Origin of the sequence: Bosea sp. OAE506, from assembly GCF_040546595.1 — a bacterium.
Taxonomy (GTDB): domain Bacteria; phylum Pseudomonadota; class Alphaproteobacteria; order Rhizobiales; family Beijerinckiaceae; genus Allobosea.
Map to the genome: position 1 here is coordinate 3767092 of NZ_JBEPOB010000001.1, position 14496 is coordinate 3781587.

Annotated in this window: 14 protein-coding genes; 7 read left to right on the forward strand and 7 right to left on the reverse strand. The window is 67.9% G+C overall.

Annotation, left to right across the window (positions count from 1 at the left end; genetic code table 11):
- Positions 1–226 precede the first annotated feature (226 nt).
- The 7 genes from ABIE41_RS18310 (at position 227) to ABIE41_RS18340 (ending at position 6642) form a co-directional block, all read left to right on the forward strand.
- Positions 227–1276 (forward strand): ABC transporter substrate-binding protein, encoded by a 1050-nt coding sequence (locus tag ABIE41_RS18310; protein WP_354192737.1) that lies wholly within the window; start codon positions 227–229, stop codon positions 1274–1276.
- Between the two features lie 2 nt (positions 1277–1278).
- On the forward strand, positions 1279–2349 hold the full coding sequence (locus ABIE41_RS18315; protein ID WP_192641696.1) for an ABC transporter ATP-binding protein: 1071 nt from the start codon (positions 1279–1281) through the stop codon (positions 2347–2349).
- Positions 2346–3182, forward strand: coding sequence for an ABC transporter permease (locus ABIE41_RS18320; RefSeq protein WP_192641697.1), 837 nt, complete (start codon positions 2346–2348; stop codon positions 3180–3182). Before ABIE41_RS18315 ends, ABIE41_RS18320 begins: the two co-directional genes overlap by 4 nt.
- Complete coding sequence (locus ABIE41_RS18325) at positions 3179–3979, forward strand: ABC transporter permease (protein ID WP_192641698.1); 801 nt, start codon at positions 3179–3181, stop codon at positions 3977–3979. The genes ABIE41_RS18320 and ABIE41_RS18325 overlap by 4 nt, the downstream gene beginning before the upstream one ends.
- Before the next feature lie 11 nt (positions 3980–3990).
- Complete coding sequence (locus ABIE41_RS18330) at positions 3991–4884, forward strand: polysaccharide deacetylase family protein (RefSeq protein ID WP_354192741.1); 894 nt, start codon at positions 3991–3993, stop codon at positions 4882–4884.
- A gap of 193 nt (positions 4885–5077) precedes the next feature.
- Entirely contained in the window at positions 5078–5986 is a 909-nt protein-coding gene (locus ABIE41_RS18335; RefSeq protein WP_192641700.1) for a polysaccharide deacetylase family protein, read from the forward strand.
- On the forward strand, positions 5986–6642 hold the full coding sequence (locus ABIE41_RS18340; RefSeq protein ID WP_192641701.1) for an aspartate/glutamate racemase family protein: 657 nt from the start codon (positions 5986–5988) through the stop codon (positions 6640–6642). The genes ABIE41_RS18335 and ABIE41_RS18340 overlap by 1 nt, the downstream gene beginning before the upstream one ends.
- A gap of 169 nt (positions 6643–6811) precedes the next feature.
- Here the strand turns inward: ABIE41_RS18340 and ABIE41_RS18345 are convergent, their stop codons facing one another.
- The 7 genes from ABIE41_RS18345 to ABIE41_RS18375 all read right to left on the reverse strand — a co-directional run bounded on the left by ABIE41_RS18345 (position 6812) and on the right by ABIE41_RS18375 (position 14387).
- Positions 6812–8350 (reverse strand): amidohydrolase family protein, encoded by a 1539-nt coding sequence (locus ABIE41_RS18345; RefSeq protein ID WP_192641702.1) that lies wholly within the window; start codon positions 8348–8350, stop codon positions 6812–6814.
- Positions 8351–8512: 162 nt separating this feature from the next.
- The gene (locus ABIE41_RS18350) at positions 8513–9364 is read right to left on the reverse strand and encodes an NHL repeat-containing protein (RefSeq protein WP_192641703.1); all 852 of its coding nucleotides are present in this window, start codon (positions 9362–9364) and stop codon (positions 8513–8515) included.
- A gap of 114 nt (positions 9365–9478) precedes the next feature.
- The gene (locus tag ABIE41_RS18355; RefSeq protein ID WP_192641704.1) at positions 9479–10387 is read right to left on the reverse strand and encodes an allantoinase PuuE; all 909 of its coding nucleotides are present in this window, start codon (positions 10385–10387) and stop codon (positions 9479–9481) included.
- Between the two features lie 133 nt (positions 10388–10520).
- Positions 10521–11339, reverse strand: a complete 819-nt coding sequence (locus tag ABIE41_RS18360; RefSeq protein ID WP_192641705.1) for an ABC transporter permease — start codon at positions 11337–11339, stop codon at positions 10521–10523.
- 10 nt (positions 11340–11349) lie between these two features.
- On the reverse strand, positions 11350–12213 hold the full coding sequence (locus tag ABIE41_RS18365) for an ABC transporter permease (protein WP_192641706.1): 864 nt from the start codon (positions 12211–12213) through the stop codon (positions 11350–11352).
- A 19-nt stretch (positions 12214–12232) separates the two neighbouring features.
- On the reverse strand, positions 12233–13261 hold the full coding sequence (locus ABIE41_RS18370; protein ID WP_192641707.1) for an extracellular solute-binding protein: 1029 nt from the start codon (positions 13259–13261) through the stop codon (positions 12233–12235).
- Positions 13262–13277: 16 nt separating this feature from the next.
- A complete protein-coding gene (locus ABIE41_RS18375) occupies positions 13278–14387 on the reverse strand; it encodes an ABC transporter ATP-binding protein (protein ID WP_192641708.1) in 1110 nt (369 codons plus the stop codon).
- Positions 14388–14496 lie beyond the last annotated feature (109 nt).

The window sequence follows — 14496 nt, forward strand, 5'->3', positions numbered from 1 at the left end:
GATTTTTATGCACATTCGAATAGCGATTGTGCACAAAAATCACGCCGATGCCGCTCGCAACGTGCTCAACCGGGGCACAGAGATCGATTCCGCTGCCGCGCCTACAATACTGATATCATTGCTTTTATTCGCGCCCCTCCACTGTATCCCGCACTTGGCACGACGGTTGCTGACCTGTCCTCTCGTTCGCGCCGTCGGGAGCGCGCCGCATTCGAGAGGTCCGACCATGGATATGCTGTCCGCAGGCAAGCCGAACCGCCGCGCACTCCTCAGGGCGGGCCTCGGCGCCACGGCGCTGATCGCCGCCCCGTCCGTGCTGCGGGCCCAGACGAAGGAACTCGTGGTCGGCGGCGCCGCCGGGCACAAGCCCTGGGTCGAGCAGACCGTCGTGCCCATGTTCGAGAAGAAGTACAACTGCAAGGTGATCTTCGAGGGCACCCGCTCGCTGGTGAACCTCGAGAAGATGCAGAAGAACAAGGACAAGCCCTACATGTCCGTCGTCCAGATGGACGATCCGGTCATGATCCTGGCGGTCAAGGAGGGCCTGCTGGAGCCGCTGACCCCGGCCAAGGCGCCGAATATGGCCGACCTCCTGCCGGGCTCGACCCATATGGACGGCATGTGGGCCAATTATCTGCAGCCCTGGCTCGGCGTCGCCTACAGCAAGACCGCGATGAAGACCGCGCCCTCCTCCTGGGCCGAGATGTTCGAGCCGAAATACAAGGGCCGCATCGTCATCCCCTCGCTGCAGAACACCGAAGGCCTGCCCTCGCTCTTCGTCGCCGGCCTGCTCGCCGGCGGCACGATGGAGAGCGTCCAGAAGGACACCGACGCCGGCTTCAAGAAGCTCGCTTCGCTGAAGCCCAACCTGCTGACGATCTACACGCAGCAGCCGCAGGCCTTCAATCTGCTCGAGCAGGGCGAGGCCTGGATGATCGGGCCGGCGATGTCCTCCTATGCGCTGGAGCGCAAGGCGGCCGGGGCGCCGATCGATCTCTCCGCGCCCAAGGAAGGCGTCTTCGCCATGCCGTCTGGCATCGCGGTCGTGAAGGGCTCGCCGCAGCAGGAGCTCGCCTTCGCCTATGTCAACGAGCTCTTGGGCGCCGAACTGCAGAACAAGCTGGCCGGGCCGACCTTCTCGATCGGCACCAACAAGGCCGTGCCGAAGCCCGAAGGCCTCGGCGCCGACGTGAAGATCCACCAGATCGACTGGGCCAATGTCGCGGCGCAGCGCGGCGACTGGATCAAGCGCTGGGATCGCGAGATGGCGATCTGAGCATGAGCCAGGGTTTCCTGTCCGTCGCGGGAGCGGCCAAGACCTTCGGCGCCGCCACCGTGCTCGATGGAGTCGACCTGTCGATGGCCCGCGGCGAGTTTGTCTCGCTGCTGGGCCCCTCGGGCTGCGGCAAGACTACGCTGCTGCGGATCGTGGCCGGGCTGATGCGGCCCGACCAGGGCCGCGTCGCGCTCGACGGGCAGGACATCACCCGGCTGCCGCCACACCGGCGCGACGTCAGCGTCGTGTTCCAGAGCTATGCGCTGTTTCCGCATCTGAGCGTGGCGGAAAACGTCGCCTTCGGCCTGAAGGCGCGCGGTGCGCCATCGGCCGAGATCGCGCCCGCGGTGGCGCGGTTTCTCGACCTCGTCCAGATGGGCGCCTATGCCGACCGCTCGATCAAGGCGTTGTCGGGCGGCCAGCAGCAGCGCGTGGCGGTGGCGCGCGCGCTCGTCGTCGGGCCGAAGCTTTTGCTGCTCGACGAGCCCTTCTCGGCGCTCGACCGCAAGCTGCGCGAGACCATGCAGATCGACCTGAAGCGCCTGCTGCGCGAGGTCGGCACCACCGCGATCTTCGTCACGCATGATCAGGACGAGGCGCTGACGATGTCGGACCGGATCGCGGTGATGCATCGCGGCCGGATCGAGCAGCTCGATACGCCGGCCGCGATCTATGCCAAGCCGGCGACGCCGTTCGCGCTGGGCTTCGTCGGGCTGTCGACACGGCTGCCCGGCACGGTGACCGACTCCACCGACGGCATCGTCACCATCGCGACGCAGGCCGGCCCGCTGCGCGGCCCGGGCAACTTCCTGCCTGGCAGTCCGGTCCTGCTCGGGGTTAGGCCGGAGCGCATCGCGCTCGACCATGGCGGCGCCAACCGGATCGAGGCGCCACTCGCGGACGCCGCCTTCCAGGGCGCGCGGGTCCAGTTGCATTTCCAGGCCCCGCCCGACGGGCAGATCCTGGTCGAGACGCCGGCCCTTCCGGCTGCGGCGGGCCCCGGGACGTCGCTGAAGATGTCCTGGGCGATCGACGACACGCTGGTCTACCCGGCGCCGGCAGAAGCGGCATGAACGCGTCGCGACGCCTCGATCCCGTGCTGCTGCTGGCCCTGCCGGCGGTGCTCTATCTCGCCATCGTCTATGGCGTGCCGCTGATGATGCTGCTCGGCCGCAGCATTTTGGTCGGCGGCGTGCCCTCGCTGGCGCCGTTCATCGGGTTTCTGTCCGATCCCTTCAGCTGGACGGTGATCGGCAACACGCTGCGCATCGCCGTTCTCGTCACGCTGGTCTGCCTGCTGATCGGTTACCCGACGGCTCTCGCTCTGGCGCGGGCGAGCGGGCTGGCGCAGGCGCTGATTCTGGTGGCGATCATCCTGCCGCTCTCGGTCGGCGTCGTGGTCAAGGCCTTCGCCTGGCAGATCGTGCTGCGGCGCGACGGCGTGGTCTCGCAACTGATGACGGGCCTGGGCCTGTGGAGCGAGCCGCAGCGCCTGCTCTTCACCGAAGCCGGCCTCGTGATCGGTGCGGCGAATGTCTTCGTGCCCTTCATGATCCTGCCGATCTATTCGGTCCTGAAGCTGGTCGATCCGCGGCTCGGCGAGGCAGCGGCGACGCTCGGCGCTTCGCCGCTCTACCGCTTCTTCAAGGTCGCGCTGCCCCTCTCGCTGCCGGGCATCGTCACCGGGATCGCCTTCGTCTTCTCGATGGCGGCCTCTATGTATGTCATTCCCAACCTGCTGATCGGCGACCGTTTCCAGACGCTGGCGACGCTGACGGGACGCTCCTTCCTGTTCATGCGCAACGAGCAGCTGGGATCGACAACGGCGGTTGTCCTGCTCGTGCTGACGGTCGCGGTCGTGGTCGGCAGCGCCGCGCTCTCGAAACGGCTGGGAGGCGCGTCGTGACGGCCATCGAGCGCATCGCCTCGGCCGTCGTCTGGACGCTGGCCGCCTTCACGGTGGTCTTCCTGCTGACGCCACTCGTCGTCACCGTGCTGGTGTCGTTCGGATCGAGCGCCGTCTTCACGCTGCCGGCGCCGAGCTGGTCGCTGCGCTGGTACCAGGCGCTAGGCCGTTCGCGCGAGCTCTGGCCGGTGGTCGCGACCTCGGTGCAACTCGCGGCGCTGTCCACCGCGATCGCGCTCGGGCTCGGCACGCTCTGCGCCATCGGCCTGCTGCGCGGCCAGTTCCGCGGGCGCGACGGCATCGTCACCTTCCTGGTCTCGCCGCTGATGCTGCCGGGCCTCGTTATCGGCATCGCGATGCTGGAGAGCTTCCGGGCGGCGGGCCTGCGCGACGTTTGGCTGAGCCTGATCCTGGCCCATGTCGTGATCACGCTGCCTTACGTGGTGCGCACCGTCTATGCGGCGCTGTCGCTGTTCGACTTCACGCTGATCGACGCCGCCCGCACGCTCGGGCTGTCCTATCCGAAGGCCGTGCTGAAGGTGCTGGTGCCCTCGCTGGCGCCGGCCTTCTTGACTTCGGGAATGTTCGCTTTCCTGGCGTCGATGGACAATTATCCGATCTCGATCTTCTTCACCGACGCCTGGACCAAGACCTTGCCCATCCAGATGCTGCAATATGTCGAGGAAAGCCCTGATCCGACGATCGCGGCGATCTCCGCGCTCTTGATCCTGCTCGCCGCCGCCGTGCTCGTCGTCGGCGACCGGCTGGTGGGCCTGCGCCGGATGGCCGATCTCTAATGGCTTCTCCCGTGAGCGACCGCGACTTCCGCGGCTATGGCGACACCCCGCCCACGATCCGCTGGCCGAGCGACGCGCGGCTCGCCGTCTCCGTCGTGGTCAATGTCGAGGAGGGCGCGGAGCTCTCGATCGGCCAGGGCGACGAGCGCAACGAGAGCGTCTACGAGGTGGTCGAGGAGATCACCGGCGTGCGCGATCTCTGCATGGAGTCGCATTTCGAATATGGCCCGCGCGCCGGCTGGCCGCGCATCCGCGCGCTGCTGAAGCAGTACGGCGTGGCGGCGACGCTGAACGCCAATGGCCGCGCCGTCGCGCTCTCACCCTGGCTGGTGCAGGAGGCGGTGGCCGACGGGCACGAGGTCGCCGCCCATGGCTGGCGCTGGGAGCGCCACGCCCATATGGACGAGGCGCAGGAGCGCGAGGCGATCGCGCGCGCCGTGGCGGCGATCACGGACGCTGCCGGCACGCCGCCGGTCGGCTGGCACACGCGCTCGGCGACCTCGCTCAACACCCGCCGGCTGCTGCGCGAGCATGGCGGCTTTCTCTATGATTCCAACGCCTACAATGACGACCTTCCCTTCCTGGTCGATGTCGAGGGCGCTGAGCATCTGGTGCTGCCCTATGCCTTCGACACCAACGACATGCGCTTCCAACGGGGCGGCGGCTTCGTCTTCGGTGACGATTTCGCCCGTTACTGCATCGACGCCTTCGACCGGCTCTACGAAGAGGGCGGCACGGCGCCGCGCATGATGTCGGTGGGCCTGCATCTGCGCATCATCGGCCGGCCCGGACGGATCGGCGGGCTCGAGCGCTTTCTGGCGCATGCGGCGTCGAAGCCCGGCGTCTGGTTCGCGCGGCGCGACGCGATCGCGCGGCACTGGCTGGCGGAGTGGGGTAGAGGGTGAATATTCGAGCCCGCCACCGTCATAGGCGGGCAGAGGACGAGCTCTCATCCTGAGGAGCGCTCCGCGGGAGCGCGTCTCGAAGGATGCTCCAGGAGGTTCAGGAGACAGCTGGCACATCCTTCGAGACGCCGCGTGCCGCGGCTCCTCAGGATGAGGGCTTGCTAGGTGATGCAGGCATCGGGGACTTTGAGTGATGACCCACCGCGACCTCGAAGGCTATGCCGGCGCCTGGCCGGACTTCACCTGGCCCAATGGCCGGCGGCTCGCCATCTCCGTCGTGATCAATTTCGAGGAGGGTGCGGAGCTTCAGGTCGGCGATGGCGATGCGCGCTCGGAGAGCATGGGCGAGGTGATGAGCATCGTGCCCGCCGGCAAGCGCGACCAGGGTCAGGAGCAGATCTTCGGCTACGGCACGCGCGCCGGGCTCTGGCGCATGCTCGACGCGCTCGACGACAGCGCCATCCGCTCGACGATCTTCTTCTGCGGCCGCGCCGTCGAACGCTCGCCAGCGCTGGCGAAGGCGGTGGTGGCGCGCGGCCATGAGCCGGCGGTGCATGGCTGGCGCTGGCGCCCCCATGCCGATTACGAGACGGCAGAGGCGGAGGCTGCCGACATCGACGCCTGCGTCGCCACCATCACAGCCGCGACCGGCGTCACGCCCGTCGGCTTCTTCTGCCGCGGCGGAGAGAGCCCCTGGACGCGGGAGCTTCTGGCGCAACGCGGCTTTCTCTACACCTCCAACGGCTTCGACGACGACCTGCCCTATTGGGATCGCGCGCCTGGGCGCCCGCCCTTGCTCGTCGTGCCCTATGCGCTCGACAGCAACGACATGAAGTTCTTCCATCCGAACGGCTTCGTCCGATCCCGCGAGATGGTCGAGTACGTCACCGACGCGCTGGACGTGCTGGAGGCGGAGGCCGCGCGCGGCCTGCCGCGGCTGCTCAATCTCGGCTTCCACCTGAGGATCGTCGGGCGCCCGGCGCGGTTCGCCGCCTTTCGCGACATCATGTGCCTGCTGGCGGCCCGGCGCGACCGACTCTGGATCGCGGGCCGTGCCGAGATTGCGCGCGCCTTCATCGCCGCCGTGCCGGAGAGCCCCTGATGCGCCTGCTGCTGATCAACCCCAACACCAATGCCGGCACCACCAGCATGATGCGCGCCATTGCCCAGGCGGCGGCGCCGGCCGGTACCATGATCGACGCGATGAGCGCGCCCTATGGCGTGCCGCTCATCACCAATGAGGAGGCGCTGGCCCAGTCGGCCAAGGCGGTGCAGGCGCTGACGGGAACGATCACCACCACCCCGCCGGACGGTGTCATCATTGCCGCTTTCGGCGATCCCGGCCTGGCGGCGCTGCGGCTTCGCCTCTCCTGCCCGGTCACCGGCATCGCCGAGGCCGGCATGGCCGAGGCCGGGACGGGCCGGCGGCCCTTCGCGGTGGTGACGACGACGCCCGATCTCGTCGCCTCGATCACCGGGCTGGCGCAGGCCTATGGCCATGAGAAGACCTTCCGGGGCGTCGCGCTGACCAAGGGCGATGTCCACGCGATCATGGCCGATCACGCCACGCTGGTGGAGGCACTGGCCGAGGCCTGCGCGGAGGCGATCGAGACCATGGGCGCGCAGGCGTTGCTGATCGGCGGCGGCCCGCTCGGCCAGGCGGCGCAATCACTCAATCTGCGGTTTTCGGTGCCGGTGATCGCTCCGATCCCCGCGGCGGTGCGGCTGGCGCAGAAGCGGGTTTCGCGGGGGCATTGAGCGGCCAGCCTCGAAAGGCGCGCCAACCTCCGCGTCATCCCGGAAGGAGCGAAGCGGAACTCCGGGATCCACCGGAGAGCTCCGGAGCCTTCCGATGGATCCCGGGGCAAGCCCGGGATGACGGTGGTGGGCCGGAGGCAAACCATCGAAGGCAGCAAGCCGTGGCCCGTCAAAACCGCCCGCTCGGGCGGTAGAAGGGCTCGTCGCCCTGCCCGTCGAGATAGCCGTCATAGAAGCGGCGGACATGCGGCAGCAGCGCCTGCGAGAGGGCTATGCGGTCCCGCTCGGCCGGCGTCTTCGGCTTCGCCAGCGCCTCGGCCAGGCCGGCCAGAACGGCGTCGCGGTCGAGCCTCGTGAAGCGGCGCTCGCGATAGACGAATTCGCCGGCGATCATGACGCTGTGGACGGCCTTCGTCTTGGCGCGCTGGACCAGCACCTCGACGAAGCCGAGGCCGTCGTCCTGATAGGGATAGGTCACCGCCGGCCAGTCGAACATCACGAGGTCCGCCGCCATGCCGGGCTCCAGACGCCCGATGCGGCCGGCGAGAGGAGTCGTGCGCGCGCCGCCTTCGGTCGCCATGCGCAGCACCTGCGCCGCCGACGGGTGGGGAGCGTCGATGCCCGGCTCACGATGGGCGCGCAGAACGAGCCGCATCTCCTGCAGCATGTCGCGGTCGTCATTGATGCCGGCCTCATCGATGCCGATGGCGACGGGAATGCCGCGGGCGAGGAAGCGGTTCACCGGCGCGACGCCGCTCTTCAGCCGGAAATTCGAACTGCAATTGTGGCAGATGCAGACCCCGCGATCGGCGGCGAGCTCGATATCGGCCTCGCTCATCCAGACGCCGTGGCCGATGGTGAAATGCGGGCCAAGCAGGCCGAGCCGGTCGAGATGGGCGAGCGCCGAGCCGCCCGTGCGCTTGCGGGCATAGGCCTTCTGATAGGGCGTCTCCAGCACATGCATATGGACCGGCAGCCCGGTGCGGCGCTGCAACTCTCCGGTGACGTCGAGCGCCTCCTCCGAGAGCCAGTGCAGGTTGGCGGGCGCGATCTGGATGCGGATGCGGTCACCGTTGCCATGGCGCGCCAGCAATTCCTCGAAGACCGCGACCTGGTCGGAAAGCGGAACGGTGAAGCGCTGGAAGAAGGCGCTCGCGGCCGGGCGCAGTTCTTCGGGCAGGCCTGCGACGAAATCCTGGTCGGCCTCGTAGACGAGCCGGTTCTGGTCGCGCAGCGCCATCGAATATGACGCGCGCATGCCGATGTCGCGATAGGCACTGATGACCTTCTCGGCGGCGGCGAGAATATCGGCCGGCGTTCCCGGCGCGCGGCTGTGGAGGTGCTGCACGGTGGTGACGCCGCTCTCGATCATCTCGAAGGCGGAGAACAGCGTGTCGGCATAGAGATCGACATCGCGCAGCGCGATGCGGCTGGCGAACCAGAGCTCCAGCGGGTGGTCGGGCGAACCGAGCTGCAGCGGCGTCAGGCCGACATGGTGATGCGCGTTGACGAAGCCGGGTGTGATCGCGAAGTCGCGCCCGCCCGTGATGGGGGCGTCGGGATAGGCCGCCTTGAGATCGGCGAGCGGCCCGGTCGCAAGGATCGTCCCCGCCTTGCAGGCGACACCAGCGTCCTGCAGCAGGACCGGCTCACCCGCCGCGTCGAAGCCGGTCAGGAGCGTCCCGCCCCAGATGATCCGCGTGGTCATGGCGTTCCCTGGGCGGTTATCGCAATTGGTAGACGCCACGCTCAGCCTCATCCTGAGGAGCGGGCGTAGCCCGCGTCTCGAAGGATGCTCCAGCGCGCTCTGGACCATCCTTCGAGACGCCCGCTTGCGCGGGCTCCTCAGGATGAGGGCTGAGGTTGGTCATCAATCCAGCAGCCGCAGTCGCGTCAGGCGGCTGGGATTGCTTTCGGCCAGGAGGATGTCGCCGCCCGGCATGCCGTAGATACCGTGCGCGCCATTGAGGAACGGCCGGCAGCGGCCGAGCCGCTCGCCATGGGGGCCGATCTTCTGCAGGGTCGGCTGCGTGTCGGTGACATAGGTGTTGCCGTCCTCGTCACCCCAGATCGCGACGGGATCGCGGAAATGGCTCCAGGTCGCGAGGTGCTGGCCGTTGCGGTCGAAGACCTGGACGCGGTTATGTGTGCGGTCGACGACGACGACGCGGCCATCGGCATGGGTCCAGAGCGCGTGCGGCCAGCCGAACTGGCCCTCGCCCGAGCCGTGCTCGCCCCAGCTCTGGAGATGGACGCCGTAGGCCGAGAAGCGGTGGATGCGGCTCGCGGCATAGCCATCGGCGACATAGATGTCGCCCCAGGCCGAGACATGCACGTCGGTCGGGTGATTGAAGGGCGAGAGCGGTTCGCCGCGCTGACCGAGGCCGCCGAGGCGCTCGCCGGTCACCGAACAGATGACGATCTCGTGCATGTCGCGATCGACGCAGAGGAGACGCCCCTGCGCATCGACGGTGAGCATGTGGGAATCGGCGATCAGGTCGCCGCCCCAGCCGCCGAGATACTCCCCCTCCGGCGACAACTCGATGACGCGCGGATCGTCAGGTTGAGTCAGCGGGTCGTGCCGCAACATGACGAAGACATGCCCCCGGGCATCGACCGTCACATCGGTGACGAAGCCGGCATTCTGCGGCCAGCAGCCGAAGGGCCGCTCGATCAGGTAGCGGGCATCGCCGAGGGCGACGATCAAATCGGGCTTGGGCAAGGGGGCATCCTATCGTGAAAGGGCTGCGCCCGGCGTCATTCTCGGCCGGAGCGCAGCGGAGAGCCGAGAATCTCCGTCAGGAGATGCTCGGGTCAAGCCCGAGCATGACGCGCGTCAGGCCGGCTGGAAAGGATGCGTCTTCGCCCAGTGCTTCGCAATGTCGAGCCGGCCGGTCACCCAGACATTCTCATGCTTCTGGACATAGTCGAGGAAGCGCGCGAGGCCCGCCGCGCGGGCAGGGTGGCCGATCAGGCGCATATGCAGGCCGACCGACATCATCTTGGGCTGCGTCGCGCCCTCGGCATAGAGCATGTCGAAGGCGTCCTTGTGCCAGTCGAAATAGTCGTTCGAGGTTCCGAAGAAGCCCGAGCCGAACTTGCCGTCATTGTTGACGAGCGAGTAGGGCACGACGAGGTGCGGCTTGCCGTCGACCACCTTCCAGTAGGGCAATTCGTCGTCATAGGCGTCGGAATCGTAGAGGAAACCGCCCTCCTCCACGACGAGCCGACGCGTGTTCACGCTCGGCCCATAGCGGCAGTACCAGCCCAGCGGACGCTCGCCGACCGTGGCTTCGAGGGACTTGATCGCCTTGGCGATATGCTCGCGCTCCTCGGCCTCCGTCAGGTCGTAATGCTTGATCCAGCGCCAGCCATGGCAGCAGACGTCGAAACCGGAAGCACGGATCGCGGCCGCGGCGTCGGGGTTGCGCTCGATGGCGAGCGCGCAGCCGAACACCGTCATCGGCAGTCCCCGCTCCTGGAACAGCCGCATCAGCCGCCAGAAGCCGACCCGGCTGCCATAGGCGAACATGCCCTCGCCGGCGAGATCGCGGCCCTTGACCCCGGTCGGCAGGCCGTTCGCCTCGGTCAGGCCGAGCTCGGTGTAGCCCTCGCCGTCCTGGATGGAGGGCTCGGAGCCTTCCTCGTAGTTCATCACGAAGTTGATCGCGATGCGGGCGCCGCCCGGCCATTGCGGGTTGGGCGGGTTGGCGCCGTAGCCGATCAGGTCGCGGTCGTAGGTCATTTCAGTCTCCATCCCGCAGGCATTCTGCCGAACACGTCATTCTCGGGCGGAGCGAAGCGCAGACCCGAGAATCTCCGGCAAGAGATGCTTGGGTCGAGCCCGAGCATGACGCGCCATACCGCCGTGCCAAGCCTCACCCGCTCATCCGCCGCGTCAGGCCGGTCAGGCGGTCCATCACGATCATCAGGATCAGCGTCGCCAGGATCAGCACGCCGGCGATGGCGGCGATGCGGACGTCCAGCGTCGTCTCCATCATCCCCCACATCCGGATCGGCAGCATGGCCGTGCGCGCGGTCGAGAGGAAGAGCGAGACCGGGACATTGTCCATCGAGGAGATGAAGGCGAGGAAGCAGCCTGCCGCGATGCCCGGCGCGATCAGCGGCAGGGTGATCCGGCGGAAGCCGTAGAGGCGGCTCGCACCCAGATTGGCGGAGGCCTCGAGCAGCGCCGGATCGAGCTGCGACAGGCTCGCCAACGTGGTGCGGAAGACGAAGGGCGCGATCACCACGAGATGGCCCGCGATCAGCAGGTTGAGCGAGGGCCTGATGCCGAGCACCGAGAAGAACATCAGCGCCGCGAGGCCGTAGGACAGGGTCGGCAGCACCAGCGGCGACAGGAAGCTCGCCTCCAGCACGCGCGCCGAGGGCCGCGCGACCCGTGAGATCGCCAGCGCCGCGAGCACGGCGAGCACGCCGCCGATGGCGGTGGCGAGGCCGGCGACCCAGAGGCTGTTCAGCGCGGCGGTGTGAATCTGGGCCGAGCGGGCCGGGTTGAACAATTCGCCATACCAGCGCAGCGACAGGCCGGGCGGCGGGAATTTCAGCGTCTGCGACGTCGTGAAGGAGGTCGCGATCACGACCAGCACCGGCCCGATCAGGATGAGAATGCCGAGCCCTGCGAGCAGGCCGATGATCCAGGTGTAGGCGACGTCGCCGGGGGTGGAGCGCTGCATGGCCTGTTCCTCAGCTCGTCCGGGCGAAGCGGCCGAGCCAACCGAGCGCCATGATGCCGGCGAGCACCGTGAACAGCAGCGTCAGCGAGGCGACCGCCGCGAAGGGCCAGTTGTAGACCACCATCGACTGCTGCCAGATCAGCGAGGGCAGATAGACCAGTCGCGCTCCGCCGATGACGGATTGCGAGATGAAGGCGGTCGTCGCCGAGGCGAAGACCAGCGTCGCGCCGGCGATCCAGCCCGGCAGCGTCAGCGGCAGGATGACCCGGAAGAAGGTCCGCCATTTCGAGGCGCCGAGCGCGCGCGAGGCATCGACCAGGTTCTGGTCCATCTGGTTCATGATGGTCAGAAGCGGCAGCAGCATCAGCGGCATCTCGATCTGCGTCAGCGCGATGACGAGGCCGAGTTCGGTCTGCAGCAGGTTGAGCGGCGTCGCCGTCAGGCCGAGCCCCATCAGCGTCTGGTTGAGCACGCCCTCGCGCGCCAGGATGACGATCCAGGCGAAGGTGCGGATCACGACCGAGGTCAGGAGCGGCATCAGGATGATGAAGATCAGCAGCCGCTGCACGCGCGGGCCCGACGCCCGGAAGACCAGCGCGAGCGGATAGGCCAGCAGCGTGGTGGCCAGCACGGCGAAGACGCCGAGCTTGAGCGTGTCGAAAATCACCTTCCGGTAGAAGGCATCGCCGTAGAACTTGGTCCAGGAATCGAGCCCCAGCCGCGTCTGCTCGGCATCGGCATAGAAGCTGATGCCGAGCAGGATCGCGAAGGGAGCGGCGAAGAAGGCGAGATAGGTCAGGCCGAGCGGCGCCGCGAGGCGCCAGTCGACCCTGGCCCCCGGAACGCCACCGCTCGCGGCGGCCGCTGCAGCCATGCCTGCCATCGGCTGAGACCTACTTGGTGATTTCCTTGTTGAAGCGCTCGATCCAGGCGGCGCGCTGCGGGTTGATCACCGTCCAGTCATGCGTGACCATCGTCGCGAGTTCGTCGAGCGACTTGATGTCGAGCGTCTCGACCAGCTTCACGTCCTTGTTGATCGGGACCATGTTGTAGGGCTGCTTCTGCAGCTCGGCCTGGACCTCGGACGAGATCGCGGCATCGATATACTTGTAGGCGCTGGCGACGTTGTCGGCGCCCTTAACGATGTGCAGCGTGGTCTGGAAGGTGATCGCGCCGGTCTCGGGCTTGATGAACTCGATATCAACGCCACGACCCTTCAGCGTCGCGACCGTGTTGGTGTTGGTGTACATGATGTCGATCTGCCCCTGCTGGAACAGCCCGGGCATGGCGGCGGGCGCGGCGACCGCAGCCGCCTTCGACACAGCCTTCTTCAGCTCGGCGAAGACCGGCTCGACATTGGTGGCGGAGCCGCCGAACACCTTCGCCATCTCGATGATCGAGACCGTGCCGAAGGTGGTCTGGAAGCCGGTAAGGCCCAGCCGCTCGACATAGGGGCTCTTGAACAGGTCGGCCCAGCCCTTGGGCGGGGTCGCGAACTTCTTCGGGTTGTAGGCGATGCCGACGACCTGTGCGTTGCAGGTTACGCCATGCGACGTGATCAGCCCGGCCGGCACCTTCGGGCCATTGGCGAGCTTGGAGGCGTCGATCGGCTCGAACAGGCCGGCGGCCATCGCGGCCGCAGCGGGGCCGGGATCGAGCACGAAGCAGTCGAAGGGCGGCACGCCGCGCGCGGCACGCACCTTGGCGACCTGGTCAACGGCAAACAGCGAGTCGAAGGCGACGTCGATGCCGGCGCTCTTCTTCAGCGCGGGCGCGACGACGCCGCGATAGGCCTCTTCCCAGGTGCCGGGATAGATCGCGGCAGTGAGGCTGCCGGCGGCGCTGGCGCGCATCGGCAGGAGCGACGCCAGGCCGAGCGCGCCTGCGCCGGCCAGGAGATCTCGACGGTTGATCTGTGTCATCGGCATGGGCTCCGGGTCAGGGTTGAGAGGCGGGAAAGAGAACGGGGCGGGCGTGGTCGGCGAGGCCGCAAAAGGCAGTGCCCGAGCGGCCCGAGGCCATGCCGGGGCGGCGCGACATCGCGATCTTCAGCGAGCTGCCATCGGTACCGGTAACGTCGTGGATCAGTTCGCCACCAATCGGCAGGCTGAGCTTGAGCTCGACCGGGAAACGGCCCTCGCCGGCTTCGTCGGCGAGCCGCATCTGCTCAGGACGGACCGAGACGAGGACGGGCTGGCCCGGGGCGAAGCGGGCTGCGGACGGCACCGTCCAGGCAGCGCCATTGCCCAGCGCGACCGCGTAGCCGCCCTCGACAGGCGCCGTGATCTGCCCGCTCAGGAGATTTCTGGAGCCGATGAAGCTGTTGACGAAGAGCGTGGCGGGCTCGTCATAGACCTGCACCGGCGTGCCGAGCTGCTCGATCCTGCCATGGCTCATCACGGCGATGCGGTCGGCGATCGCCATCGCCTCGTCCTGGTCGTGCGTGACCATGATCGCGGTCAGGGCGAACTGGCGCTGCAGCCGCTTGATCTCGATCTGCATGTCGAGCCGAAGGTTCTTGTCGAGCGCCGCGAAGGGCTCGTCGAGCAGGAGGATGCGCGGCCGCATGGCCAACGCCCGCGCCAGTGCGACCCGCTGCTGCTGCCCGCCGGAGAGCTGCTTGGGCTTGCGGTCGGCGAAGCCCGCCATCTGGACGGTGGCGAGCATCTCCTCGACGCGCTGGGCCTGAACGCTGCGGCTCTCGCCGCGGGCGGCCAGCCCATAGGCGATGTTCTCCGCGACCGTCATGTGCGGGAACAGCGCGTAGTTCTGGAAGACGATGCCGATCTCGCGGCGGTTGGGCGGCAGGGTGTCGATCGGGCGGCCGTCGATCAGGACCTTGCCGTTGCCCTGCTGGATGAAGCCGGCGACGATCCGCAGAAGCGTGGTCTTGCCGCAACCGGAGGGGCCGAGCAGCGCGACGAGTTCGCCGCCCTTCACCTCGAGCGTGACGTTGTCGACCGCCAGCCCGCCGCCATAGCTGTGCGTGATGCCGTCGAGCGTCAGCGGCTGTGCCGCCATGGGAGCGTGAGGGGCAGGCGCAGCCATCTGAATGACGTCAATCCTCGGCCGGTGGGCGCCAAAGGCCAGCAACTGCCGTGCCAACCGTGTCCCGCGTCATGCAGGGCGACGGCGGGCTGACGGACCCGTCCGCGCC